Raw genomic sequence first — 25,048 nt, forward strand, 5'->3', positions numbered from 1 at the left:
GCTGATTTAAAAGACAACAAAATCCCTGTGGGAGCGAGCCTGCTCGCGATGGCGTCTGCACATCCAACATCAATTTGACTGCCAGGCCGCCATCGCGAGCAGGCTCACTCCCACAATGAACTGCGTTTCGTCAGTGAATATAAAAACAGCCTTCTATGGCTGTTTTTTTATGCCTATGCTTTTTGGCTCCCCCACGCCAAGAGGACACCCCCAATGACTGACTGGCCGCTGCCTCAGACCTATCGTTTCAACGGGCGCTCCGTTCGCTACGCCGTACGGGGTGACGGTCCGCCGTTGGTGTTCGTGCATGGCACGCCCTTCTCTTCTTACGTGTGGCACCGGATTGCGCCACACTTCATCACCACCCATCGGGTGCATTACTTTGATCTGCTGGGCTATGGCCTATCGGAGAAATACGAGGGCGATGTATCGCTGGGTGTGCAGAACGACCTGTTGGCTAACTTGCTGGATCACTGGGGTCTGGAGCGACCAGACATCGTCGCTCACGACTTCGGCGGCGCCACCGCATTGCGGGCTCACCTGCTGAACGGCAAGGACTACCGCAGCCTGACGCTGATTGATCCCGTGGCGCTGACGCCCTGGGGTTCGCCGTTTGTGCAGCATGTGCGTCAGCATGAGGCGGCATTCAGTGGCCTGCCCGATTACATTCAGCGGGCGATCGTGCCGACCTATATTCGCGGGGCGATCAAGCGCGAAATCCCGGACGACGAACTCGCGCCTTACGTGCAGCCGTGGCTCGGCGATCCGGGACAAGCGGCGTTCTATCGGCAGATCGCACAGATGGATGAGCGTTATACCCGTGAGGCCGAAGGGCTGTACCCGACGGTTCGTTGTCCGGTGCAGATTCTGTGGGGGGAAGACGATCAGTGGATTCCCATTGAGCGCGGGCAGGCGTTGCATCTGATGATTCCGGGGTCGCGGTTTCAGGCGATTCCGAATGCCGGGCATCTGGTTCAGGAAGATGCGCCGGAAGCGATCGTCGCGGCGTTGCTGCGGTTTCTACCGCAACACACATCCCCCTGAAGAAACCGAATCCACTGTGGGAGCGAGCCGGCTCGCTCCCACATGGGTTCTGTGTTCCTTCAGGTGCACCGCTATCGAGCCTTCCCCAAGCCAAATTCCCCCGCTCGGCTATAAATAACTAAGCCACCCCACGCTTGGCACGACCACTGCAACACGCCCCCGCGTCACTCATTCAGCAAGGAACGCCCCATGACGCAGAACGATCCCGGCAACGATTACCCCCTCAGCGAAGTCCCGATGCATGCCCGCAAAGGCCTGGCCTCCACGGCCATGGTGTTGCTGGGTTTCACCTTTTTTACCGCGACCATGTTTGCCGGCGGCAAGCTCGGTGTGGCGTTCAGTTTCGGCGAGATGATGGCGGTGATTATCGTCGGCAATCTGCTGCTGGGGATCTACGCCGCAGGCCTGGGTTACATCGCCTTCAAGAGCGGTCTGAATTCGGTGCTGATGGGACGCTTTTGTTTTGGTGAAGTGGGCAGCAAGCTCAGCGACCTGATCCTCGGCTTTACCCAGATCGGCTGGTACGCCTGGGGCACCGCCACTGCCGCCGTGGTGCTGGGCAAGTATTTCGAATTGAGCGAGGGCACCGTTCTCGGGCTGATGGTGCTGTTCGGCCTGATGTTTTGCGCGACCGCGTATGTCGGTTATCGCGGTTTGGAGATTCTGTCGTACATCGCCGTACCGGCGATGATGTTGCTGCTGATGCTGTCGATGTGGGCCGCCACGGTGAAGGTCGGCGGCCTCGACAGTTTGCTCGCTGTGGTTCCGACGGGGACATTGGACTGGTCGACAGCCATAACGTTGGTGTTTGGCACCTTTGTCAGCGGCGCAACCCAGGCGACCAACTGGACGCGTTTCTCCCGTTCGGCACGCGTCGCGGTGCTGGCGAGCCTGATCGGCTTCTTCATCGGCAACGGTCTGATGGTGTTGATCGGTGCTTACGGCGCCATCGTTTACCAGCAACCGGACGTAGTCGAAGTGTTGCTGTTGCAAGGTTTCGCCATGGCGGCGATGGCGATGCTGCTGCTCAATATCTGGAGCACCCAGGACAACACCATCTACAACTTCGCCGTCGCCGGTTGCAACCTGCTGCGCACCGGCCGTCGCAAAACCGTAACCCTGGCTGGCGCAGTGATCGGCACGTTGCTGGCGCTGCTCGGCATGTACGACATGCTGGTGCCCTACCTGATTCTGCTGGGCACCGTGATTCCGCCGATTGGCGGCGTGATCATGGCGGACTTCTTCTACCGCTATCGTGGTCAATATCCACGTCTGGCCGATGCCCGGTTGCCGGCGTTCAACTGGTCCGGTTTGGCCGCCTACGCCGTCGGCACTGTCGCTGCGTTCAGTTCACCATGGGTCGCGCCACTGGTAGGGATTGCCGCTGCCGCGTTAACGTATGTGTTACTGACCGGCGTGCTGGGTGCCCGTACTGCCAACGCACCATTACAAGATCTATAAAAGGATTCGCCTGATGCACATCATCAACGCCCGCCTGCGCAACCAAGATGGCCTGCATGAGTTGCACCTGGAAAACGGCCTGATCAGCAACATCGCCCGACAGACCGAAGCCCCAACCCTGGGGGCCGATGATCTGGATGCCGGCGGCAACCTGGTGGTGCCGCCCTTCGTCGAGCCACACATCCACCTCGACGCCACGCTCACCGCCGGCGAACCGCGCTGGAACATGAGCGGCACGCTGTTCGAAGGCATCGAATGCTGGGGCGAGCGCAAGGTGACCATCACTGAGGAGGACACCAAAACCCGCGCCAAGAAAACCATCCAGACCCTCGCCGCCCACGGCATCCAGCACGTGCGCACTCACGTCGACGTCACCGACCCGCAGCTCACCGCGCTCAAGGCGATGCTCGAAGTGCGCGAGGAAAGCCGTCACCTGATCGACATGCAGATCGTTGCGTTCCCGCAGGAAGGCATCGAGTCGTACCGCAACGGTCGCGAGCTGATGGAAGAAGCGATCCGCATGGGGGCCGATGTGGTCGGCGGTATTCCGCATTTCGAGTACACCCGCGATCAAGGCGTGAGTTCAGTGAAGTTCTTGATGGACCTGGCCGAGCGCACCGGTTGCCTGGTGGACGTGCATTGCGATGAAACCGATGACCCGCACTCGCGTTTTCTGGAAGTGCTGGCCGAAGAAGCCCGCAGCCGCGACATGGGTTCGCGAGTGACCGCCAGCCACACCACGGCCATGGGCTCTTACGACAACGCTTACTGCGCCAAACTGTTCCGCCTGCTTGGGCATTCGGGGATCAGTTTTGTCTCCTGCCCCACCGAAAGCATTCACCTGCAAGGGCGCTTCGACAACTTCCCGAAACGCCGTGGCGTAACCCGTGTCAACGAGCTGCTCGAAGCCGGGATGAACGTGTGTTTCGGCCAGGATTCGATCGTCGACCCGTGGTACCCGCTGGGCAACGGCAATATCTTGCGGGTGCTCGAAGCCGGCCTGCACATCTGCCACATGCTCGGTTACCGCAATCTGCAAAGCGCGCTGGACCTGGTCACCGACAACAGCGCCAAGGCCATGAATTTGGGAGATCGATATGGACTGGAACGCGGGCGGCCGGCGAATTTGCTGATTCTGTCGGCGGACAGCGATTACGAGGTGATCCGCAGCCAGGGCCTGCCGCTGTATTCGGTGCGCGATGGCAAGGTATTGATGAAGCGGCAGATGCCGGTGGTGGAGTTCTTCGGCGATCAGAGCTGAGATTTGCGTTGACTAAGCTGACGCTATCGCGGGCAAGCCATGCTCCTACAGAACCGGTGTTCGTCGCGAAACGCTGGTTCTGTAGGAGCATGGCTTGCCCGCGATGGCAGTCTCAAAATCACTCCATCAACCGCGCCGTGCCGAATAACCTGACCCGACTCAACTCACCGTCTTGTACCTCCAACAAAATCGGCGCCGTACCACCGGGCATGACCACTTTGACCTCCCCGGCACTGACCCAACCCACCCGCCAAGCGGCGCAAGCCACCGCACTGGCGCTGGTGCCCGACGACGCCGTCGGCCCCTCTCCACGCTCGAATACCCGCGCGACGACTCGCCCTTCAGACTCAAGCATCGCCCATTGCAGATTGATCCCCGCCGGGCACGGCCAGCCTGCCCCGGTCGGCATGGCATAGGCGATACGCGTCAGCCCTTCGGACAATCCCGGCTCGCGCATCTGCTCATTGCCCGGCAATTCGTCGGCGTTCTCTAAAAGCGTCACACAATGTGGATTGCCGATGCGCACAAACTGGCTTCGAGACCAGGCAGGATCGAGCGCCGACAACGGCTGCACATGGCTGACGTCGCGACCGTTCAACAGCACGCTTTTAACCCCTTTAGCCCCCACCGCGTCAGGCCCGAACGAGGGTTTTCCCAAATCCAGCCAGAAGCCTTTCACACCCTCGACCTCGGCCGGTTTCACCGAAGTGTCCACAGGCGAAACCGCATCAGCCTTGTCGTGATGAACCCTGAGCAAACAAACCTCGTCCCTCGGCAGCCGCCCTTGCTCACTCAGGGCCTGAGAGAAAATCGTCAGCCCGTTGCCACTGCGCTCGGCGAGCGTGCCGTCAGTGTTGACGATCAGCAGGTCAAACGGTGGCGAGTCTTGAAACGGCCCGATCAGCAAGCCATCGCAGCGATGCGACTTGGCATTGACGGGGCGCGAATGCGACGGCCATTCGCAGAATGCATCCACCGTTTGCCGACTCCAGGCTGCCCGGGACGATGCGGCGTGGCCAGCCGTTGTCGGTAAGTCGACACCGGCGCGACGCACCGCTGCGGGAGACACCACGCCATAAATATTGCCGCGTGCATCGTAGAACTGCGCCATGTACCGGTCCTTTTTTTATCTGTTGGGTGCTGTGCAAAAGATAAACTCGCACACTTCCCTCTTTTTTATCGCGAAACGATTGCCGACACCTGTCACTTATGACAGCAGACAGTCGTTCGAAACCGGCTCAGAGTAAAACCTGATTTGATCGTTCGGAAGACGACTATGAAAAGGATGTCCCTGCTGCCCCTGCTGATACCCCTGGCGCTGACCGGCGCGGTTATCGCCGATGAAACCGTCTCCGTTCGCAACGGCACTGGAGAAGAAATTCTGTTGCAGGGCTTTCATTGGAATTCCAGTCGCGACGCCGCCGAAAAGTGGTACCCCGTACTTGCTCGCACGGCCGGTCAGATCGGCCGGGACGGTTTCACCACCATCTGGATGCCGCCGCCCTGGCGCGATCGTTCCAGCTGGGAGGACAGCCGCAAGGGCACTTCAGGCGGAGGTGAAGGTTACTTCTGGCAGGACTTTGACAAAAACGACCATTACGGCACTGATGCACAGCTCAAACAGGTCGCTGCCGCGTTGAATGTCGCAGGGGTAAAGGTCGTCTATGACGTGGTACCCAATCACATGGATGACAGCAAGACAGTCGAACCGCAGTTTCCGAGGGGCCGGAATGAGTGGCGGCATGATTGTGGCGAATGCGATAAGGGTGGCTCGTTCATGGAACAGGCGCCAACAAAAGCCTGGTCATTGCCCTGGATTCGGATCTCACAAAGCTTCCCCCGGGACTGACCGATCCCGTGCTGACTTAGGATGACGGGAAGATCCGGATCTGGAGCATTGCCGCCGAACACCTGTCCGTCAATGTTCGCTTCACTTGCGACTACGCCACGCCCCTTCCCGGTAAAACCGTTTATGCGGTGGGCTCGTCACTGGAGCTGGGGGCCTGGGATCCTCGTCATGCCGTGGCATTGATCAACACCCCCCGCAGAACCAATGGAGCGGTTCGATTGACGTGCCGGCGAAACAAGACATCCAGTGGAAATGCATCGAGCGCAGTAACGATTCGTCGGGAGCCGTGCGCTGGCAGCCGGGTTCTAATGTCAGCTTCACCAGCGGCACCGACATCGAGACACGTGGCACGTTTTAGATTGGCCATGAAAAGCCAATGTGGTGCAGGTCTGAAAAGAGGGCTCGACATGAGCAGCAAACCCCCAAACTCTCCCATGCCCACGCTGTACCGCGAGGGCCGGAAAACCTTTATCGACCTGGTACCAGACGGAGGCGCCCGTCTGGACGCACTATTTCGAACGGTTCCGGCCCTGGGAGAGCTGGCGGTCGGCGTTGTTTATGGTTACTTACATGGCCGTCCCGACTTGGACCCACGTCTGCGCGAAGCGGTATCGTTCGCCGCAATTGTCGCAGCCGGCATGGTGGGGCCACCCTTGAGTGTGCATTTCAAAACGGGGTTGGCTTCAGGACTCGCGCCGGGAGAGATGACGGGAATATTGCTGCAAGCTTCAGCGTTCGCCGGTTTCCCGAGAGCCGTGTCCGCGGCCGACCAGCTCAATCGACTGTTTGATGAAGCAGGAATGGTTTCACCGCCCCCGCCTGCACCGCGTGAAGTGGCGCTGGCGTTTTGCGAGCAAGTTTGCAAGGGCCATTCGCCGGTTCCCCTGAGTGCCGCGATCAAACGCCTGTTGCGCCAATCACACCATCTTTCGGTGCAGGCGACAGCGGCCAAAACCGTGATTATTGAGTGTTTCGACGGTGAGCATTCCCTTCCTGCGGCGCTTATGCATGTTCAGGTGGAAGGGACTCAGGTCGTCGAGGTGACGCGTTATGTTGCCCGTTGACCGACGACGTCTCGAGTGCCGGCCTTCGTTTTATTCGCAAAAAAAACACGCCGTAAACTGTCAGAGCTATCAAGTAGCTCGCATAGACCAGCCGCACAATGGCGGCACTTGCGCTCGCGGCAGAGGGTCAGGCTGTGCAAGGATGTCACCCTGCCTGACCGCGAACCTGGGCGGACGCTGATCGAACCCTCACGGGTGAGTCACTGTCCCTTGGGTACGCGACGTTTTTTGCCAAGGATTGATATGACCAACCTCAACACTCAAACCGCATTTGTTCCCGGACGCCAGGAGCAGATGTCCACGCGCATCGCTTTTTTCATTGCCGGTTTCGGCATCGCCGCGTGGGCGCCGCTGGTGCCCTACGCCAAGGCTCGGGCCGGGCTGGATGAAGGGACGCTCGGTTTGCTGCTGTTGTGTCTGGGGGTGGGGTCGATTCTGGCGATGCCGATGGCGGGGCTTCTGGCCACGCGTTTCGGTTGTCGTCGGGTGGTGAGCGCCGGGGTGTTGCTGATCTGTGCGTCCCTGCCGCTGTTGGCGACGGTGACGTCGATTCCGGCGTTGATTGCTGCGTTGTTCATGTTCGGCGCAGGCCTGGGCACGGTGGATTCGACGGTGAACCTGCAAGCGGTGATCGTCGAACGGGCCAGCGGCAAGACCATGATGTCGGGTTTCCATGGGCTGTTCAGCCTGGGCGGGATTGTCGGTGCGGCGGGCGTCAGCGCCCTGCTCGGCTTCGGGGTTTCACCGCTGGGGGCGACGCTGGTGGTGATCGTGATGCTGCTGATCGCCCTGGCCAAGGCCGCGCCGCACCTGTTGCCTTACGGCAGCGAAAGTTCGGGGCCGGCGTTTGCTGTTCCCCATGGCATCGTGCTGTTCATCGGCGGGATGTGTTTCATCGTGTTCCTCGCCGAAGGCGCGGCGCTCGACTGGAGCGCGGTGTTCCTGGCGCAGGAACGCGGGATCGACACCGCTTATGCGGGGCTGGGTTACGCTGCGTTTGCGCTGACCATGACCGTCGGCCGTTTGACCGGTGATTCGATCGTGCGTCGTCTCGGCGCAACGCGGGTGATTGTGTTCGGCGGGTTGACGGCCGCGGCGGGCCTGTTTGTGGCGACCTTCGCCCCGAGTTGGGAAGCGGCGCTGGTGGGTTATGCATTGTTGGGGGCCGGTTGTTCAAACATTGTGCCGGTGCTGTACACCGCAGTGGGTAAACAGACGGTGATGCCCGAAAGCGTCGCCGTACCGGCCATTACCACGCTGGGTTATGCCGGGATTCTTGCGGGGCCTGCGCTGATCGGGTTTATCGCCCATGGCAGCAGTTTGAGTTTTGCCTTCGGGTTGATGGCGGTGTTGCTGGTGGCGGTGGCCATTGGTGGGAAGGTGTTGAAAGTCTGAAAAGCATCGCGGGCAAGCCTTGCTCCTACAGGATTTACGTGGACCTGTAGGAGCAAGGCTTGCCCGCGATGAGGGCAACTCGGTCTATCAGAACCCGACGCTGGCCTGCACAAAGAACGTGCGCGGCGCACCCACGTACATCCCCGAGTTGTTGTCGCTGGAACGGGTGAAGTACTGCTTGTCGAAGATGTTCTTCACCCCGGCGCCGACTTTCAGGTTCGACAGCGTCGCGCCGAAGTCATAACCACCGCGCACGTTCCAGGTGACGTACCCCGGAATGTCGCCGTACTGGCCGTCCGCAGTGCCTTCGGTGATGTAGTTGCCGCTGAAGCTGCCATCAGCGTTCACAGCCACACCCGGCGAACGCTGCTTGGACTGGGCAAAGGCATCGAGGTTGTAAGTCCAGCGGTTGATGTCGTAACGCAGACCGGCAGTTGCCACCTGACGCGAGTAGAACGGCAGGTCACGGCCCTTGAAGCCCGGGATCTCACCTTCATAAACGGCGCGGGTGTAAGTGAAGCCGGCATTGGCGGTCAGGCCGTCCAGCCGTGGGTCCAGCGCCGCCATGTCGTAGTGTACCGAGGCTTCGAGGCCCTGGTGCGTGGTCGCGCCGAGGTTGGTCCAGCCCGCATCGTTGCTGATGTATTGCAGCTCTTTATCGAAGTCGATGTAGAACAGCGTCACTTCCCCGCCCCACACATCATTGTTGTAGCGCGTGCCGACCTCGTAGGTCTTGGCCTTTTCCGGTTCCAGGCCATTGGCGGGTTCGTCACCCGCGCCACCCTGGCCGAGCTGGAAATACTGCAGGCTGCCGAACGAGGTTTCGTAGTTGGCGAACAGTTTCCACTCCTCCGACACGTGATACATCACGCTCAGGGCCGGCAGCAGCTCGTTGCTTTCGATGCTGCGATTCTTTTCCAGCACCGGTTTGCCGGCGGTGTCGAGCACCGGGCGATCGTGCCAATCGGTGCTGATGTGTTCAAAGCGGATGCCGGGGGTGATGGTCCAGTTGCCGACGTCGATTTTGTTATCGACGTACACCGAGTTGGCTTCAGTGCCACCGGTGCGGTCCTGATAGACATGGCCGTCCGAGCTCTTGGTCGCGACCGGCTCGTTGTTGACCAGCGCCAGGCGGCTCGCCTCTTCGTGCATGCCTTCCTTGAGGTAGCGATAACCGACACTGACTTCCTGGGTGGTCGGGCCGACGTCAAACACACGGGAGACCCGCGGTTCAATCCCGAAGGTGTAGTAAGTACGCGGGAACGAGCCGAGGGTTTTCTGGTCGCGAGCGGCGATGTTGCTGCCACGAAAGCTGTCGGAATAGTAAGTCAGCACTTCGGCCTGGGTGCGGTCGTCGATCTGCCGTGCCCACTTGAACGAGACGTCCTTGCGGCGCCCGCTGAAGTTGTCGTTGTTGCGGTCGGATTGAAACGGATCGGCGTCGTACTGTGCCTGGGTCAGGCCGCCGGGCATGTCGGCGCTGGCGTCGTAGTAGTGGAAGTTGAGGCTGAAATCGTCCACATCGGTGGGTGCCCAGTGGGTCTTGAGGATCACGTCGTCGATGTCGTTGCCGTTGTTGCGTTCACGGTAACCGTTGCCGTTCACGCCCGAGTACAACAGCGCCATGCCGATGCCGTTGTCCGCGGTGCCGCCGAGAAACGCCGTGTCGATGTGCTTCCAGCCACCGTGCTGGGAGGTTTCCAGAGTGCTGCCGATTTCACCGGTGGCTTTTTCCGGAATCGCGCGAGTAACAAAGTTGATCACGCCACCGACGTTCTGTGGCCCGTAACGCACGGAACCGGCGCCGCGAACCACATCGATGCTGTCGAGGTTGCCGGAGGAAATCGGGGCCATGGACAACTGCGGCTGGCCGTACGGGGCGAACGCTGCCGGCACGCCGTCGATCAGCACAGTGGAGCGTGGCGACAGGCGCGAAGTCAGGCCGCGCACGCCGACGTTCAGGGAAATATCGCTGCCACCGGTGCCGTTGGCGTCCTGCACTTGCACACCGGGCACGCGCTTCAACACGTCGCCGACGTTCATCGCGCCCTGCTCGACCATCGCCTCGCGGCGAATCACCGTACGAGCGCCGGGGTGGTTCTGCACCACGGCGGCATCGGCGTCACCGAGCCAGTTACCCACCACTTTGATGTCGGTCACGCCCAATTCCAAAGGGCCGTTTGCAGCCGAAGTCGGTGCTGGCATCAACGTGACCGAACCTTCGTCGATCTGGTATTGCAGACCGCTGCCCTGCAGCAACTGGCGTAGCGCGTCTTCTGGCGAAAGGTTGCCGTCCACCGCCGGGGCCTGTTTGCCGGCGACCAGCTCAGGGCTGAAGAACACCTGCAGCGAGGTTTGCTGGCCTAGTTCACTCAGGGCCTGACCCAGCGGTTGCGCCGGGATGTGAATCGCGTCGGCGGCAAAGGCCTGGGGCAGCGCCGTGCTGACGGCCAGGGCGAGAGCGAGGCGCAACCAAGGTGATTTGTTGTTTTTAGCGGTGGATGTTTTCACGTCGAACGTAGTCCTGTGGATCGCAAGAGTGTGCGCTTGTTAATGCAAACCAGTTGCAGTTGGACAGGAAGACGATCAACTCGAAAAAAACCTGAATTTATTTTGAAAATATTTCCTGACTGCCGTCATCGAGGGTGCGCACGGCCACCGGCAGAATGCTCGGCAAGGCCTTGAGCAGTGCGTCGGTGTTATCGGATTTGAACACGCTGGTCAGGCGCAGATTGCCCACTTTGTCGTTATCGACGGTGAGCGGTTTCGCCCGATAGCGCGAGACTTCCTCGGCGACGTCGCTGAGTCTGGCGTTGTTGAACACCAGTTTGCCGCTGCGCCAGGCAGTCAGCTCGGCAGGGTTGACCGCGTAGGCAGCGGCCACTTTGCCCTCGGCATCGATGTGCGTGCCGAGACCGGCAGTGAGGCTGATGAAATCGCTGTCCGCCGCTGCGTGCCCCTGAACCTTGACGGTGCCCTGCTCCACCACGACCCGGGTTTGGGCGGTGTCGCGGCGCACATCAAAACGGGTACCGGTGACCGTGACCTTGCCGCTGCCCGCCTCGACCACGAAGGGCCGGCGGGTGTCATGCTCGACGCTGAACATCGCTTCGCCCTGCGTCAGTTCGATGCTGCGGCGGTCGTTTTCATAGCGCACCTGAACGCGGCTGCGACTGTTCAGGTCGATCACCGAACCGTCCGGTAACGCCACATGACGTCGCTCGCCCAGGGCCGTGGAAAATTCGGCGGTGTAGATCGCCGGGTGATTCAAACCACTGAACAACCCCAACCCGAGCGCGACCGCCAACACACTGGCGGCCAGCGCATAACGCACCAGTGGGCGGCGCTTGCTGCGTACTGGCGGGGTTTCACACAAGGCTTGCAGACGCGCCGCCGGCAGCAAATCCGCCGCCGACCACAAGCCCTGGAGCAACTGGAATTCGTCGCGATGCTGAGGGTGTTCGTCCAGCCAGGCTTCGAAATGCCGATACTCTTCGACATTGATCGCAGGTTCCTGCAAACGCACAAACCACCGCGCCGCCTCGTCGCGAACCGTTGTTTGCCCGCACGCACAATCACGAGTATCCATCATGGAAGTTCCTGTTTGGCTGGGGATGAAAAGGCACCGCCGATCATGGCTGCAATCCGTCAAGGCGGTCGCGCAGATGCCGCAGCGTGCGGATCATATACTTTTCCACCATGTTCTTGGACAGTCCCAGGCGTTCGGCGATTTCGGCCTGGGTCAGGCCTTCGATCTTCTGCCAGACAAACACTTTGCGGCAGTTGACCGGCAGCTCGGTGAGCGCCCGTTCGATGGAGTCAGCCAACTGGATCGCGTGCATGAAATGCTCCGGGTCGCCGGACGACGACACGCTGTGATCAACCGCCTCCGACTCCATGGCGCCCCGCCGATCCTCGCGCCGATAACCATCCACCGCAATGTTGCGCGCGGTCTGATGCAAATACGCCCGAGGTTGTGCAACCGTCGCCGAATCGGACTCAAGCACTCTCACGAAGGTGTCGTGGGCCAGGTCCTCGGCCTGCTGACGATTTCTCAGGCGACGGGTCCAGGTCCCGACCAACTCTTCGTAATGCTCGAAAAAGCCGTGTCTGCGGGGCAGCTTGGGGGTCATTGCGGTGTGCTGTGAAGACGGGGCGTGAATAGTAATGCTTCCTATTAACCGGAAGCAATGGGATTAACGACCCGTAGTAGCCGGCCGTCGGTGCCGATCAGTTAAGGAACGACACGGACCGTAGCAGCTGGCGAAGCCTGCGTTCGGCTGCGCAGCAGTCGTAAAACCTGAGTTAGCGGGCTTCCTGAAACCCCGCATCGTCTGATTTCACGACTGCTGCGCAGCCGAACGCAGGCTTCGCCAGCTGCTACAGATCGTGTTACGGCTTATTGATTGGCACTACCTTTTTTCCTGCACTCAAACCTGCCCCTGCAATCGTCGTCCGACGACATCCATCAAATCACAGCCATCGCGCAGTGAAGTCACCAACACCCGCGCCAGCTCACTGTGAACCCCCTCGCCAAATGCGATGCTCTCCAACAGTTGCGTTGCGGTACGAATGCGGTAGGCCGCGGTTTCATGCAACACGTCCAGTGGCGCTTCAGTGTCGATCAGCAATGATGGGATGTTGCAGTCGATGCCAGTGATAGGCATGTATCGATCCATGATGAAAAACCTCCATTGGGTAAAGGCACACGATTATTCAGCGCTGGCAGTTGGACGACCTTCAGACGATCCCCGGGGCGGCTCCAGGTTGTCCAGCGCTCGATTGACCAGCAATTCGCCCAGCGCAGACAGTTGCTGAATACCCACAATGACATGGCGACGAGGGCCTTCCAGTTCACGGGCGAGATCGGTGGCCATGACGCTGAGAGAGGCGAGGGTTTCAGAGGCGTGACAGAGCAGCGATTCCATGTCGACATCCGGAACGACGGCGAAGAAATAGTTGGCAGACTTGGGAAGTGTGCGAGTGCGCAGAGGCACGCTGACGAGTTGTTCGGTGACTTTGGCGGGACTGGATGAATCGACGGTGTCGTCGGCCGGAAGGTCTGACGGTTCGATTGCGATTGAGGTGATCTTTTTCATGCCGGAGCTCCTTGCAAGGTTTAAGAAAGCGCCCGTCTCTTGCCTTCAACCAGGATTGGGTGACGGCTATACACGGCGGACCGGTAGATTTATTACCAGAAAATTCCATTTAATTAATCAAATAAATGAACATCTGTGTAATTAAATGATTCCCGCCAGATTAATATTTTTTGGCTCTTCCTAGTTACTGTAAGAAACTTCTATAGCTTGAGTAGGCAACGTCTGACATCCAATGCCAGAACCCAATCGCGGCAATAAAAAATATTCCACAGCTGTTTAACCCGTGAGAAAAATTATCTTTTTTGTCTAGGTGGCAGGCGTGTAGGATGCTGCACTCAAAGCGAATCAGCTCCCACGTGCGATCTATTGCAACGACAAGCAAATGGTAAATATTTAATGCATAAGAAAGACAGAACGGAAAAGTTAAAAAACAACATCAAATACCTGATAAAGAGCCGTGGAGAGACTCGGCTTTCGTTGTGCAATGCTAGCGGATTGACCAGAACGACCATCTATAACATTTTGGAAGGAAGGGTTGTCCATGTGCAACAATCTACGATCCGAAAAATATCGGATTTTTTTGGTGTGTCTTATAAAGAAATAGAGACAATAGATTTTGAAGAGAAAGAAACAATAGAGAGTAGTGTCTCACCACAAGGGAATATGAATCCCGCTGCAGTCCCGGTCATTAGAGAGTGTTTGTTGATTGAGAGCTTGGACAAAAGAATTGGTGAGCTGGCCATCACGCATCCGCTGACATATTACTTCGGCACGGCATGCAATTTAATAGGCGTACTTCTGGAGAATGATATTAGCGGGATGAATGAGTCAGGGGATCTCTTGATAGTCAAGAAGGGTCTATCGAGTGGTGATGGGGAAAAATTGGCATACGATAAAACAACAAAAAAACTACGTATCACCACTGACGTTTTTGACACTGACACTAGCTACATTATTGGAGAAGTGATCGAGGAAAGATTTAATGGTAATTAACAATGAAGCGGAGAACAGCAAATACAAATTATTGGGTTTTGAGAAAAATAAAAACCTGGTCGTCATTATGGTGCTCTCCACAGGAAAAGTTATAAAAATAAAGATAGGCGAGGTATTAAAAAGCGAAGTAATAGACAACCTAAGCAAGCTGGAAATCAAGGATATATACCGCAAATATTACTCTGGCGGAACCGCGCCAACCACCTACGAAATGAATGACCGCAATGAACGGTCGTGGATGACTTACGTTGCCCTCAACCTGCTTCTTTTCGCACTTTACATCTTCACAAATGTTGCCTCGACGAAACTGATATACATAAAACTATTTGACATCGTTGTTACCCCGGGTGTTTTTCTATACCCACTAACCTTTTTAGTTGTTGACATTCTGAATGAATCTTACGGACTCAGACTCGCGAGACGGGCCATATTATTCGCTTTTGCAAGCAATGCATTTATTATCATTTTGCTGAGCACCACCAGCTATCTTCCAGGCTTAACTGGTTGGAAACTCGACGACCCCTACAGAGAGGTGATTACACATGTAACATCTGCATTAGCAGCATCCTGCATTTCGTTCCTTTTTTCTGAATACGTCAACTCTTATCTTCTATGCAAAATAAAAAAACTTACAAACTCAAGATTTTTATTCTTGCGAGTATTTTTCAGCACTTTTTTTGCCGTAATAATAGACAGCTTCATCTTTTGCTTTATTGCGTTTTATGGAACCATGCAAAACAGCGACATCCTTAATATAGTTTATGTACAAATAGCCATAAAAATGTGTTTTGCTGTTTTTAATATTCTGCCGGCCTATGGGGCAAGATCATTATTTAAAAGATACATATCTGAAGCCAATGCCGCATAAGACCCAGGGGAGTGTGAATTAGCTGCTAATCGACCCTCCCCCATTGTGCATTGCTTCCTATAGTTCTAATTTAGTTTTTAGACTGTGAATAACCTCTGCTGTATTTTCCAAAAACTCACTCAATCCTTTTGAACGAAGACTACAAGCATCACAGTCGCCGCATCCACTCCCAATTATCCCGTTGTAGCAAGTCAATGTATGGTAACGAATCAAATCCAGCTGCTCATGATAATCAGCCAAAGCCCAGGTCTCAGCTTTATTAAGCTGCATAAGCGGTGTCTCGATTCGAATCTTATAGTCCATGCCCAAGTGAATGGCACTGTTCAACACCTTAACAAACTCATCACCACAATCAGGATAACCAGAGCTCTCTGTTTCACACACACCAGTGATGACAGCTTCCGCGCCCACTTGATAGGCATAAATAGAAGCCAACGTTAAAAACAGAATATTCCTGCCAGGTACGAACGTATCAGGCACGCCGCTCCCCGTACTCTTTGCAATTGGAATGTGGTCGCGCGTCAAACTGCTAATGGCCAGTTCGCTTAACAATGAAGTGTCCAATACCTTGTGCACCTTCACGCCAAGCTGTTTCGAAAGCTGTTGCGCCACTTCGATTTCCCCACGATGGCGCTGGCCATAATCAAATGTAATGCAATGAATTTCATCGTACATCGGCAATGCATGGATCAAGCAGGTGGTCGAGTCTTGTCCGCCGCTGAAAACGATAACAGCCTTTCTGGTCATGGTTCGTTCTTCCTTGGGGTGTCTCGGCAGGGTGCCGGGGCCGTTGACCCTACCGGGAAGCTCAACCTCTGGGTGTGGGAGGTTTCCGAAATGACCGTCTCCGATTTCCGTTTGTGTCAGTTCTATGCTGGATTCCCGAGCGCCAACACAATTGATCACTCAGCATTGACGCTGACTGACCTGCCGCTATCGTCGGATCGCCGCCCGGAGCAAGCTCGCTCACACATTTGATCAGCGTCGTACACAGAATTTGTGTTCATTGAAGATCTAACGCGGAAGAGAGCTTGCTCGCGATGAACGATTACACGGTGTCTCAATGATTACTTGGGCAATTCGACAATGGCGGTTTTCAAGCCTTTGGAAGATCCATTCTGTAACCCGCCCCCGGCGCACCTTCATGCAACGCCGACTGAATGTTCGCATACAAGGCGTTCGCCTCGTGGGTAGTGATTGATCGCGAACAATCACGCAGTACAACGCGCAGAAGCACATTTTCCTGGCCCGGTAGCAGTCCGAGGCGTTCAATTGCCTGCACAGGTAAATCCGAGAATCCCCAACGTCCCTTGACCTGCATCTCCTCGATCCAGTCAGAGTTGTCGCCAGCAGCTTGTAACATCCTCTCAGTCAACACTTCCTCACTTAACCCTGGCGTTATCGCCAACGAAATATCGCGAGCAATCGAAGGCAAACGTGATACAGCGCTCCAGGGATTCAAATCATGCATCTGCGCCTGTACTCGTACGTTCTGATCACGTAGCAAGCGAATATCCGGAATTCCCTTGCGCAGCATGGTCAGTCGATCCAACCCCATCCCGAGCGCCAGCCCTCCATGACGCTGCGGATCAATCTTCAAGCGCTCTAACAAAGACGTAGCAATACGACCACACTCCAGCACCTCGACAGGTGAGCCGTCATTCACCACATTCACTTCGATTCCGCCCTCCGTGTAGTGATGCGGACTGTCGCTGTAGACCCAACGCTTGTCAGGAACGGCTGATGTGAGGATATCGCTGACCAGACGCAACAAGTGGTCATGCGTCGACAGTTCCGGATCACCCAGCACCCAGATATCCATTTGATGTGGTTCTGCACAATGCCAACGGTCCCGACTATCTCGACGAAAAGTGATACCTGGCGCGGCCAGCAATATCGTCTCCCCCGGTTGCCGCACATGAGCTGCACGCTGAAGTGCCGCCGGAATTTGACTGGTGGTTTGTGTACGCAAAAGGGAACACTCATCGACCCAACGGGTGTGTTCACTCCCAAGAGTGACTTCTGCTGGGTCATAACCCAGCAAACCGTAATTTTCTTCAGCGGACACAATTCGCGGTCCGGTCTGAAGTTGCGCTTGGGGCCAGCCTTTTTCAGCAAGCCCCTGAAGAACTTCATTTAACAATAGTCGGACGGCGTGATCGGGAGCGCTCGCCTCGGTAAGATCAACCAGTAGCAGGGCTTGATGGACAGACGTATCTGTCAGGTACTTCTTTGATGCATGCACTATTTAACCCTCTTTTAACAGTTGAACATTTAGCTTTCAAAAAACAACCCCCACAAACAACCTAACGACATCAGATCATCAGCAACAACAAAAAAAATGGAAATATTAAATTTTCAGAACAAGATTACAGATATACCTTACACAAACAACCTAGAGAGCTTTACGAGAACTCCAACAGCGCGTCACGACTTTCCCTCACGCACAGCCATACGCACTACTTGCCGAAGAGATAGACACGACTTTGTTCAGTCCGTGGCAGAATTTTTTGAAGTTCATTATGCACATATGAACCCACAAGAACCTTGCCCCTTTTTTTTTAGCGGAACTTTGAAAATCGCAGGGATACTGACAGTACTGAGAAAACCTAACCCGACATTGCCAGAAGGATTAAAACCTCACTAAAATGGCTGAGTGATCGCATATCGGAAGAAGGGGCATTCTTATCAGTTGAAGACAATATCATCACCTCACTGAAAGTGAAAAACGAGGAACATTTAAAACTTTTGGATCTTGCAGCTGGTTCTCGCGGACTTAAGCTGACCGAGTTCGCTATCGGGGTAAACGAGGCTATCGCGCCAAGTATTGATTACAATCAACTCACAGATGAATGAAGGTATCAGTGGGGTTCATTTAGCTATTGGTGATGGATCTTCCGGCTACCACATCGACTTCCTTAGCCCAGCCGTGAGCGTAAGCCCAATACATTAGCAGTTCCATTGGTAACTAATTAGTGATAGCACAGAGCAATCGGACCGCGATTGGTTAATACACCTGTTCCACAGCACCTGTCGCAAAGACGCCTGCGACAGTCAGTGTTGGAAGAGTGGTTGGCGGGGGTGGGCAGGATGGGTTAGCGGTGGGCAGTGGGCCCCCTGAAAGGAATGGCTTGGGTCCCGCCGCAAACGCGGCGGGCATCGCTTGATGGAAAAGACTACTTGCCTTCGCTTTCGGTAATGAAGCCGATAATGCTGACGCCCCCTCGCATAATGTCTTCGGCGATGGCCTTGCGCGCCTTGGCCGGTTTTTTCTCGCGCAGGGCTTCGATCAGCACCAGATGCTCGTCGGCACCGATGTAGGTGTTATGCCCTTTGGTGTAGAACAGATTGAGGATCGGCCCCATTGACACCCACAACCCTTCGATCTGGGCAGTCAGCATGTCCATGGCCGCCAACCGGTAGACCGTGAAGTGGAATTCACGGTTGAAGTGCATCGCTTGTGGACCATCATTGGCCTGGTCGGCTTGCTGAAAACTGGCATGCAGTTCTTCCAGCCGCGTCAGGTCCTCGGGCGTCACGTTGCGCGTGGCGAGTTCCGCAGCCAGGCCTTCCAGTGCGATACGGATGGTGCGCACCTCCAGATAACGGCTCATGGTCAGCTCCGGGACCATGGCAAAACGGCCTGAACGCAACTCAAGGCCACGTTCGCTGACCAGCCTCAGGCAGGCTTCGCGGACCGGGGTGACGCTGGTGCCGAGCTTGTCGGCCAGGTCTTGCATGACCAACCGCTCGCCGGGCTTGAAGTTGCCGGCAATCAGCCCTTCGCGGATGGCGTAGTAGGCGCGGGCGGACAGGTTGCCTTGTTCCAGCGGTTGAATCTGCACGGTCGAACTCCTGGATGATGCTTTTTTATTGCGCAGCCTGTCGGGCGTGCGCCAAGAATCTGAAATACATTGTCTTATATCCTATAAGTAAGACTCAACCTTGCATTACAGCGGTTCGGGAATCAGTTGCAGAAAGAGCGGCATTGCGCGTGCCGCTCTCCGTTGCCCGGCCTAGCGAATCAATGCTTTGAGGGTGTGTTCGATGACGTCGAGGCTTTCATCGAGAATCTTCGTGGTATGCAAGGTCGACAGGTACAGGCGCTTAAGGGGCAATGGCTGAAAAATCATCCGCTGCTCGATCAAGCGCTTGCGAAACGCCAGGTCGAGTGCATCGTCGTTGCGCAACAAATCGCGGTACTGACTGTAGGCCCCCTCGAAGAAGTACATCAGCCAGACCGACCCATATCCGGCACTTTGAGCGGGAATGCCCAGCCGCTGAATGATGCCGTCGAGCTGCCCGCGCAAGTAATCACCCATGGCAAACAGACGCTCGTAGACACCTTCGCGAGAAAGCTCCTCGATGGTTGCCAACACCGCCGCCAGCGTCGACGGCGTGCCATTGAACGTTCCGCCCATGAACACACCACGGTCGCCCGACTGCCCTACCCGCTCCAACAGATCCCGACGGCCGGCGACCAGGCCCACCGGATAACCCGATGAAGCTGCCTTGCCGAAAGTCGCCAGGTCCGGTGTCACGCCGACGATGGACTGGTAGCCACCCAGCGCATGACGAAACCCGGTGATGACCTCGTCGAAAATCAGAATGACGCCGTGCTCGAGGGTCAATTGCCGAAGCGCCCGCAGAAATTCCGTCGATGCCGCCACCGAGCCCATGTTGTGGGCAATCGGCTCGACGATGATTGCCGCGACCTGCCCCGGATTGGCTTTGAGGTAACGCTCCACCGCCTCGGCATCGTTATACGGCAGGATGATCGTGTACTGCGCCGCATCCAGCAGGATACCGTCGGACATCGGGTCGAAGCTGTCCATGCGCTCACGGGATGTCTGGCCGTTCATCGCCACATAGTCGTGCCAGCCGTGATATCCGCCTTGGAACTTGATGATCCGTTTGGCGCCGGTAACGGCCCGTGCCAGGCGCAAGGCGTGGTAAGTCGCTTCAGAGCCACTGTTGCAAAACGCGACCTGCTCGGCACAGGGAATGCACTCGACCAGGGCTTCCGCTGTCTCGACTTCCAGATCGGTAATGCCGGCACCGATCAGATCAAGGCGTTCGCTGACCTGCGCCACGCGTTGACGAATCGCCTGGTTGCCGTGCCCGAGTACATGCGCCCCGAATCCGCAGTGGAAATCGGTATGACGCTCGCCATTGGCGTCGTACAGATAGGGGCCTTCTGCGCGGACAAACGCGTAAGGCTGCCCGAGCTTGCGGCTCGGGCTCAGATGACCGCCCGGCAACACCTGCCGGGCCCGTTCATGCAAGGATTGATTGGCATCAAGCAACATGACCGACTCCTTGGGCGAGTGCCTCCCGGGCCACGGCTTCAATACCGACGGCGTCCAGGCGGTAATGGCGATAGAGATGGGTTGGCGGTGCAATCAGGCTGTATTCATCTTCGATCCCGTGACGCCGCAGACGCGTCCCCTGCCCCGTATCGGCCAGCACTTCCGCCACCGCACCGCCCAGGCCTCCCAGCACGTTGTGTTCTTCAACGGTCATCAACAACCCGCTTTCACCCGCCGCACGTAACACGGCGTCACGATCCAACGGCTTGATGGTGTGCATATCGATCACACCCACCGATAAACCACTGGCGCGCAAGGCCTGTGCCGCTGCCAGCGTCGGGTGAAGCATGCTGCCGGTCGCGATCAGCGTCAGGTCGCTGCCCCGCTCATGAACGATGGCTTTGCCAAATTCGAACACCACGTCATCGGGGTAAACGTTGGGTTCCTGGCCGCGGCCGATACGGAAATAAATCGGTTGAGGATGATCGATCGAGGCGCGGATCGCCGCCGCCAGCTGTGGGCCATCGGCCGGCGCAACCACAGTCAGATCAGCGATGCTGCGGGTGATTGCCAGGTCTTCGGTGGCGTGATGCGAGGTGCCATAGAAGCCAAGGCTGATACCAGAATGGTGCCCGATCAGCCGCACCGGCAGCGCGCTGTAGGCCACGTCCATGCGAATTTGCTCGCAGCAGAGCAAGGCCAGAAATGAAGCGAATGTCGCCACAAACGGCATGCTCCCAGTGGTGGCAATGCCCGCCGCCGCGGTGACCATGTTTTGCTCGGAGATACCGAACTGGATAAACAGTTCGGGGTAGCGCTGAGCGAAGCGACTCAAGCCATTGGAGTACTGCAGATCGGCGGTGCCGACGGCGATCTTGTGACCTGCTTCAACCAGGTCGATCAACGCATCGGACAAGTAGCTCAGGCCCGGGGCGCGAGCGTTGATTTGCCGGTATTGCCAGGTATCGGCGCTGACGGGCGAGCTCATCGCACACCTCCTTTGGTTTTGATTTCTTCGATAGCGAGCAATTCGTCTTCCTCGGCCAACCAGCCAAGGTGCCAGCCGGGTTCGGTTTCCATGTACTCGACGCCCTTGCCCTTGACGGTCAAGGCGATCACGCAGACTGGCTTTTCGCGCTGCGTATCGGCTTTTAGCTGGCGCAACAGGCGAGCCACCGCCGCAACGTCATGCCCATCGACCTCATGCACGTCCCAGCCGAAAGCGCGCCATTTGTCGCCCAGTGGCTCGATGCCAATGATGTCGTCGACCTTGCCGTCGAGCTGATAACCGTTTCGGTCGATGATCGCGATCAGGTTCGAGGTTTTGTAATGCGCGGCTGCCATGGCCGCTTCCCACACCTGGCCTTCATGCATTTCGCCATCGCCCAACAGCACATACACATCGAACGGGTTGTTTTGCAGACGTCCGCCCAGTGCCATGCCCAGTCCGCCGGACAACGCATGACCAATGGAACCGGAACTGAAATCCACCCCCGCGACCTTGCGCATGTCCGGGTGATCGCCCAACGGATTACCCAGGCGGGTGTAACCGTCGAGCAGCGCCTTGTCGAAAAAGCCCCAGTCCGCCAGTAACGGATACAGCCCGACTGCAGCATGTCCCTTGCCCATCAAGAAGCGATCACGACCAGGCCATTTTGGCTCGCCGTGGCGCAAGCGCATGGCGTCGTAATACAGCGCCGAGAAAATTTCCGCGCACGAAAATACGGAGGTGTAGTGCCCCACCTTGGCGATGGAAATCAGGCGCACGGTTTCCAGACGAACAAACAAGGCGCGCTCTTTGAGGTGGGCGATGTGCTCGGCACTCAGGTCCTCGACGGGAACGGGAATGGGGGGTGGGGCGGCAATCGACATGGCTGCATTTCCTGAATGATTGTTAGAGAGGAGACCGCTCTCGCGGCCTCCTTCTTACAACTTATAAGATATATATTGCAGCGACAAGCCGTTGGCGTTATTTTTTCCAATAGGCAGGAAAGACCCGGCCAGACTAGGCCTGATTTTCTTATCTTATAAGTTATATGTATTCCAGCTCTCGGAGATGCCACTCGTGTCGCACGAAAACACCCCCGCAGCCAGCGTTCTGGCCCAGGCAGATCAACGCTTTCACCTGCACTCGCAGACCAATCTGCGGCGCCATCAACAACAAGGCCCGATGGTCATCGAACGCGGAGATGGCATCCACGTCATCGACGAACATGGGCACTGCTACATTGAAGGGATGTCTGGCCTGTGGTGCGCCAGTCTGGGGTTTTCCAATCATCGGCTGGCCGAAGCCGCACAACGCCAGTTCGATGTCCTGCCCTACTACCACACCTTCAATCATCGGGTTCCAGCGGTGACAGTACGCCTGGCCGAACGCATCGCCGCCCTCGCCCCCCTGCCGGATGCAAAAGTGTTTTTTGCCTGCTCGGGCTCGGAAGCCAACGACTCGATGATCAAAATGTCCTGGGCCTGGCACCGGGCTCGAGGCAATACACACAAGCGCAAAATCATCGCCCACCAGAAAGGTTTTCATGGCTCCACGGTCATGGGGGCGACGCTGTCAGGATTGCCAAACATGCATGCCGCGTTCGGCTTGCCACTGGACCAGGTGATTCATCTCGAGTGCCCTCATTACTACCGCAATGGCTTGCCCGGCGAGACGGAAGCCGCCTTCTGCGAACGCCTGGTCGCCGACTTGCAACAGCGCATTGAGGCTGAAGGGGCAGACACCATCGCCGCCTTCATCAGTGAACCGATCATGGGTGCCGGCGGCGTGATCGTCCCGCCGCCTGGCTACTTTGGCGCGGTGCAGGCGCTGCTGGCGCGGCACGACATTTTGATGCTGGCCGACGAGATCATTTGTGGTTTTGGCCGCACCGGCCAGTGGTTCGGCCATCAGACGATGGGCTTTGCACCCGACATGATGGCGTGTGCCAAAAGCCTTTCAGCGGGCTATCAGCCGATTTCCTGCACCGTGGTCAGCGGCCCGGTCTACCAAGTGCTCGAAGAACAGAGCCAGCAACTGAACGGCTTCGGGCATGGCTTCACCTATTCCGGGCACCCGGTGGCCGCCGCCGTCGCCCTCGAAACGCTTTCCATCTACCAGGAGCTGGACATCCCGGCCCGCACCCGCCAGTTGGGCGAGGTCCTGCACAGTGAACTTGCGTCACTGCTCGACCATCCCCTGGTCGGCGAAATCCGCGGTATCGGTCTGGTTGCGGGGCTGGAACTGGTGGCCGACAAGGCGTCGCGACGCTCATTTGCCGCGCAGGTGGCGATTGGGGCGCAGGTCGAACTGGCCGCCCGCAAACACGGCCTGATCGTGCGCAACATGGGCGATTCGATCGCCCTGGCGCCGCCTTTCATCATTGAACCGGAGCAAATCCGCGAACTGGTCGGCCGCCTGACGGACGCGCTGAACGACGTCAATCTCGCCACGGGACACTGCTCATGAATATCCTCGCCCATTCCCACGACGCCTCCGGCGCCTTGATCGATCTCACTCATGTGCAAAAGAGTTACGACGGTAAGACGCTGATCATCAAGGACCTGAACCTCTCCATCGCGCAAGGCGAATTCCTGACCCTGCTCGGTGCTTCCGGCTCGGGCAAGACCACCACGCTGATGATGCTCGCCGGCTTCGAAACCCCGACCCGTGGCGAAATCCGCATGGCGGGCAAACCGATTCAGAACGTCCCGGCACACCGACGCGGCATGGGCATGGTGTTCCAGAACTACGCGCTGTTTCCGCACATGACCGTGGCCGAGAACCTGGCCTACCCGTTGAAGATGCGCGGGCTCAATCGCCTCGATGTGCAGAACAAGGTCAAGCGCGCCATCGAGATGGTGCAGTTGCATGACATGCAGCAGCGGCGCCCCACGGAGTTGTCCGGTGGCCAGCAGCAACGCGTCGCCCTGGCCCGCGCCATGGTGTTCGAACCGCAGGTCATCCTGATGGACGAGCCACTGGGCGCACTCGACAAGAACCTGCGCGAGCACATGCAGTACGAGATCAAGCAGTTGCATCGAAGACTGGGTGTCACGGTGGTGTACGTGACCCACGATCAGGGCGAAGCCTTGACCATGTCCGACCGGGTGGCCGTGTTTCATCAAGGTGATATCGCCCAGATCGGTGATCCGGTTTCACTGTACGAACACCCTGAAAACGCTTATGTGGCCACGTTTATCGGCGAAAACAATGTGCTGCGCGGCCATCTCGTTGCTCGCCACGGGCATGAACTGGAGGTTGCGCTGGAGGCTGGCTTCGGGGCCCGTGGCATGGGCGTTACGGTGCCGATCGGCGCCTCGAAAAAAGTCGAGTTGCTGATCCGTCCGGAAAACATCCGGCTGTGCCCAATCAATCAGAACAGCTATCAAGCCACCCTCGCCGACCGCGTCTACCTGGGCGACCACCTGCGCATTCACTTGAAACTGGGTAACGGCGACACGCTGATTGTAAAAACTGCCAACGACGAGGCCATCAAGGGCCTCAACAACGGTCAACACATCGGCTTTACCTGGCGACCCGAAGACGCGCGGGTTTTCCCGCTGGGTTGAGCATCACCCCGCGCCTGACCCACAACCCTTTTCATCACCGAAACACCCCCCACCCACAACAATAAGAAGGTCATCACCATGCAAAGCTTCGATCACTCGACCTGAGTCGCTTTCCTGCCGCTACACCCGCCAATCCCTATTTGCTTTT

Annotated in this window: 22 protein-coding genes and 1 pseudogene; 11 read left to right on the plus strand and 12 right to left on the minus strand. The window is 57.3% G+C overall.

Features of this window, described 5'->3' with window-relative positions; translation table 11 throughout:
- Positions 1 to 213: 213 nt before the first annotated feature.
- From ACYZUA_RS22565 to codA, 3 genes are all read left to right on the plus strand, one after another.
- Positions 214 to 1,044, plus strand: a complete 831-nt coding sequence (locus ACYZUA_RS22565; RefSeq protein ID WP_461960668.1) for an alpha/beta fold hydrolase — start codon at positions 214 to 216, stop codon at positions 1,042 to 1,044.
- Positions 1,045 to 1,233: 189 nt separating this feature from the next.
- Complete coding sequence (gene codB, locus ACYZUA_RS22570; protein WP_461960669.1) at positions 1,234 to 2,505, plus strand: cytosine permease; 1,272 nt, start codon at positions 1,234 to 1,236, stop codon at positions 2,503 to 2,505.
- Positions 2,506 to 2,518: 13 nt separating this feature from the next.
- Positions 2,519 to 3,766: a cytosine deaminase gene (gene codA, locus ACYZUA_RS22575; RefSeq protein WP_461960670.1), complete on the plus strand. Its 1,248-nt coding sequence runs from the start codon at positions 2,519 to 2,521 to the stop codon at positions 3,764 to 3,766.
- Positions 3,767 to 3,884: 118 nt separating this feature from the next.
- On the opposite strand, the gene ACYZUA_RS22580 is transcribed toward codA, so the two are convergent.
- A complete protein-coding gene (locus ACYZUA_RS22580) occupies positions 3,885 to 4,877 on the minus strand; it encodes a diaminopimelate epimerase (protein WP_461960671.1) in 993 nt (330 codons plus the stop codon).
- Between the two features lie 165 nt (positions 4,878 to 5,042).
- Here ACYZUA_RS22580 and ACYZUA_RS22585 point away from each other — a divergent pair, with 165 nt between their 5' ends.
- From ACYZUA_RS22585 to ACYZUA_RS22600, 4 genes and pseudogenes are all read left to right on the plus strand, one after another.
- Entirely contained in the window at positions 5,043 to 5,615 is a 573-nt protein-coding gene (locus ACYZUA_RS22585) for an alpha-amylase family glycosyl hydrolase (protein WP_461960672.1), read from the plus strand.
- A gap of 128 nt (positions 5,616 to 5,743) precedes the next feature.
- Positions 5,744 to 5,973: pseudogene (locus ACYZUA_RS22590) on the plus strand (carbohydrate-binding module family 20 domain-containing protein).
- A gap of 49 nt (positions 5,974 to 6,022) precedes the next feature.
- On the plus strand, positions 6,023 to 6,679 hold the full coding sequence (locus tag ACYZUA_RS22595) for a carboxymuconolactone decarboxylase family protein (RefSeq protein ID WP_461960673.1): 657 nt from the start codon (positions 6,023 to 6,025) through the stop codon (positions 6,677 to 6,679).
- A gap of 243 nt (positions 6,680 to 6,922) precedes the next feature.
- Positions 6,923 to 8,074, plus strand: a complete 1,152-nt coding sequence (locus tag ACYZUA_RS22600) for an MFS transporter (protein ID WP_461960674.1) — start codon at positions 6,923 to 6,925, stop codon at positions 8,072 to 8,074.
- Positions 8,075 to 8,161: 87 nt separating this feature from the next.
- On the opposite strand, the gene ACYZUA_RS22605 is transcribed toward ACYZUA_RS22600, so the two are convergent.
- From ACYZUA_RS22605 to ACYZUA_RS22625, 5 genes are all read right to left on the minus strand, one after another.
- Positions 8,162 to 10,585 carry a TonB-dependent siderophore receptor gene (locus ACYZUA_RS22605; protein WP_461960675.1) on the minus strand — a complete coding sequence of 808 codons (2,424 nt, stop codon included), beginning with the start codon at positions 10,583 to 10,585 and terminating at the stop codon, positions 8,162 to 8,164.
- Between the two features lie 97 nt (positions 10,586 to 10,682).
- Positions 10,683 to 11,666, minus strand: a complete 984-nt coding sequence (locus ACYZUA_RS22610) for a FecR family protein (RefSeq protein ID WP_461960676.1) — start codon at positions 11,664 to 11,666, stop codon at positions 10,683 to 10,685.
- A gap of 40 nt (positions 11,667 to 11,706) precedes the next feature.
- Positions 11,707 to 12,207 (minus strand): sigma-70 family RNA polymerase sigma factor, encoded by a 501-nt coding sequence (locus ACYZUA_RS22615; protein ID WP_033061101.1) that lies wholly within the window; start codon positions 12,205 to 12,207, stop codon positions 11,707 to 11,709.
- A 297-nt stretch (positions 12,208 to 12,504) separates the two neighbouring features.
- Complete coding sequence (locus ACYZUA_RS22620; RefSeq protein WP_461960677.1) at positions 12,505 to 12,753, minus strand: hypothetical protein; 249 nt, start codon at positions 12,751 to 12,753, stop codon at positions 12,505 to 12,507.
- A gap of 33 nt (positions 12,754 to 12,786) precedes the next feature.
- The gene (locus ACYZUA_RS22625; RefSeq protein ID WP_461960678.1) at positions 12,787 to 13,173 is read right to left on the minus strand and encodes a DUF6124 family protein; all 387 of its coding nucleotides are present in this window, start codon (positions 13,171 to 13,173) and stop codon (positions 12,787 to 12,789) included.
- A 396-nt stretch (positions 13,174 to 13,569) separates the two neighbouring features.
- Between ACYZUA_RS22625 and ACYZUA_RS22630 the strand changes: the two genes are divergently transcribed.
- On the plus strand, positions 13,570 to 14,166 hold the full coding sequence (locus ACYZUA_RS22630; RefSeq protein ID WP_461960679.1) for a helix-turn-helix transcriptional regulator: 597 nt from the start codon (positions 13,570 to 13,572) through the stop codon (positions 14,164 to 14,166).
- Positions 14,156 to 15,034 (plus strand): queuosine precursor transporter, encoded by an 879-nt coding sequence (locus ACYZUA_RS22635; protein WP_461960680.1) that lies wholly within the window; start codon positions 14,156 to 14,158, stop codon positions 15,032 to 15,034. Before ACYZUA_RS22630 ends, ACYZUA_RS22635 begins: the two co-directional genes overlap by 11 nt.
- 57 nt (positions 15,035 to 15,091) lie before the next feature.
- On the opposite strand, the gene queC is transcribed toward ACYZUA_RS22635, so the two are convergent.
- The 6 genes from queC to ACYZUA_RS22665 all read right to left on the minus strand — a co-directional run bounded on the left by queC (position 15,092) and on the right by ACYZUA_RS22665 (position 22,215).
- Positions 15,092 to 15,781 carry a 7-cyano-7-deazaguanine synthase QueC gene (gene queC, locus ACYZUA_RS22640; protein WP_461960681.1) on the minus strand — a complete coding sequence of 230 codons (690 nt, stop codon included), beginning with the start codon at positions 15,779 to 15,781 and terminating at the stop codon, positions 15,092 to 15,094.
- A 349-nt stretch (positions 15,782 to 16,130) separates the two neighbouring features.
- Entirely contained in the window at positions 16,131 to 17,279 is a 1,149-nt protein-coding gene (gene srmL, locus ACYZUA_RS22645) for a PheS-related mystery ligase SrmL (protein WP_461960682.1), read from the minus strand.
- Positions 17,280 to 18,210: 931 nt separating this feature from the next.
- Positions 18,211 to 18,879, minus strand: a complete 669-nt coding sequence (locus ACYZUA_RS22650) for a GntR family transcriptional regulator (RefSeq protein ID WP_283188697.1) — start codon at positions 18,877 to 18,879, stop codon at positions 18,211 to 18,213.
- A 171-nt stretch (positions 18,880 to 19,050) separates the two neighbouring features.
- Positions 19,051 to 20,343: an aspartate aminotransferase family protein gene (locus tag ACYZUA_RS22655; RefSeq protein WP_429510678.1), complete on the minus strand. Its 1,293-nt coding sequence runs from the start codon at positions 20,341 to 20,343 to the stop codon at positions 19,051 to 19,053.
- Positions 20,333 to 21,331, minus strand: a complete 999-nt coding sequence (locus ACYZUA_RS22660; protein ID WP_461960683.1) for a transketolase family protein — start codon at positions 21,329 to 21,331, stop codon at positions 20,333 to 20,335. Before ACYZUA_RS22660 ends, ACYZUA_RS22655 begins: the two co-directional genes overlap by 11 nt.
- The gene (locus tag ACYZUA_RS22665; RefSeq protein ID WP_461960684.1) at positions 21,328 to 22,215 is read right to left on the minus strand and encodes a transketolase; all 888 of its coding nucleotides are present in this window, start codon (positions 22,213 to 22,215) and stop codon (positions 21,328 to 21,330) included. The genes ACYZUA_RS22660 and ACYZUA_RS22665 overlap by 4 nt, the downstream gene beginning before the upstream one ends.
- Positions 22,216 to 22,399: 184 nt before the next feature.
- On the opposite strand from ACYZUA_RS22665, the gene ACYZUA_RS22670 reads away from it, so the two are divergent.
- Both ACYZUA_RS22670 and ACYZUA_RS22675 read left to right on the plus strand, forming a co-directional pair.
- Positions 22,400 to 23,797 (plus strand): aminotransferase, encoded by a 1,398-nt coding sequence (locus tag ACYZUA_RS22670; protein WP_461960685.1) that lies wholly within the window; start codon positions 22,400 to 22,402, stop codon positions 23,795 to 23,797.
- Positions 23,794 to 24,900 (plus strand): ABC transporter ATP-binding protein, encoded by a 1,107-nt coding sequence (locus tag ACYZUA_RS22675; RefSeq protein WP_461960686.1) that lies wholly within the window; start codon positions 23,794 to 23,796, stop codon positions 24,898 to 24,900. The genes ACYZUA_RS22670 and ACYZUA_RS22675 overlap by 4 nt, the downstream gene beginning before the upstream one ends.
- Positions 24,901 to 25,048 lie beyond the last annotated feature (148 nt).

This window comes from Pseudomonas sp. LS2P72 (assembly GCF_054897865.1).

Coding starts and splice junctions, on each gene's coding strand:
- queC (WP_461960681.1), bottom strand. CDS start 15,781: ATGACCAGAAAGGCTGTTATCGTTTTCAGCGGCGGACAAGACTCGACC.
- ACYZUA_RS22670 (WP_461960685.1), top strand. CDS start 22,400: ATGCCACTCGTGTCGCACGAAAACACCCCCGCAGCCAGCGTTCTGGCC.
- ACYZUA_RS22585 (WP_461960672.1), top strand. CDS start 5,043: ATGAAAAGGATGTCCCTGCTGCCCCTGCTGATACCCCTGGCGCTGACC.
- ACYZUA_RS22665 (WP_461960684.1), bottom strand. CDS start 22,215: ATGTCGATTGCCGCCCCACCCCCCATTCCCGTTCCCGTCGAGGACCTG.
- ACYZUA_RS22610 (WP_461960676.1), bottom strand. CDS start 11,666: ATGATGGATACTCGTGATTGTGCGTGCGGGCAAACAACGGTTCGCGAC.
- ACYZUA_RS22675 (WP_461960686.1), top strand. CDS start 23,794: ATGAATATCCTCGCCCATTCCCACGACGCCTCCGGCGCCTTGATCGAT.
- ACYZUA_RS22595 (WP_461960673.1), top strand. CDS start 6,023: ATGAGCAGCAAACCCCCAAACTCTCCCATGCCCACGCTGTACCGCGAG.
- ACYZUA_RS22600 (WP_461960674.1), top strand. CDS start 6,923: ATGACCAACCTCAACACTCAAACCGCATTTGTTCCCGGACGCCAGGAG.
- codA (WP_461960670.1), top strand. CDS start 2,519: ATGCACATCATCAACGCCCGCCTGCGCAACCAAGATGGCCTGCATGAG.
- ACYZUA_RS22580 (WP_461960671.1), bottom strand. CDS start 4,877: ATGGCGCAGTTCTACGATGCACGCGGCAATATTTATGGCGTGGTGTCT.
- ACYZUA_RS22635 (WP_461960680.1), top strand. CDS start 14,156: ATGGTAATTAACAATGAAGCGGAGAACAGCAAATACAAATTATTGGGT.
- ACYZUA_RS22660 (WP_461960683.1), bottom strand. CDS start 21,331: ATGAGCTCGCCCGTCAGCGCCGATACCTGGCAATACCGGCAAATCAAC.
- ACYZUA_RS22630 (WP_461960679.1), top strand. CDS start 13,570: ATGCATAAGAAAGACAGAACGGAAAAGTTAAAAAACAACATCAAATAC.
- ACYZUA_RS22615 (WP_033061101.1), bottom strand. CDS start 12,207: ATGACCCCCAAGCTGCCCCGCAGACACGGCTTTTTCGAGCATTACGAA.
- ACYZUA_RS22625 (WP_461960678.1), bottom strand. CDS start 13,173: ATGAAAAAGATCACCTCAATCGCAATCGAACCGTCAGACCTTCCGGCC.
- codB (WP_461960669.1), top strand. CDS start 1,234: ATGACGCAGAACGATCCCGGCAACGATTACCCCCTCAGCGAAGTCCCG.
- ACYZUA_RS22620 (WP_461960677.1), bottom strand. CDS start 12,753: ATGGATCGATACATGCCTATCACTGGCATCGACTGCAACATCCCATCA.
- ACYZUA_RS22655 (WP_429510678.1), bottom strand. CDS start 20,343: ATGTTGCTTGATGCCAATCAATCCTTGCATGAACGGGCCCGGCAGGTG.
- ACYZUA_RS22565 (WP_461960668.1), top strand. CDS start 214: ATGACTGACTGGCCGCTGCCTCAGACCTATCGTTTCAACGGGCGCTCC.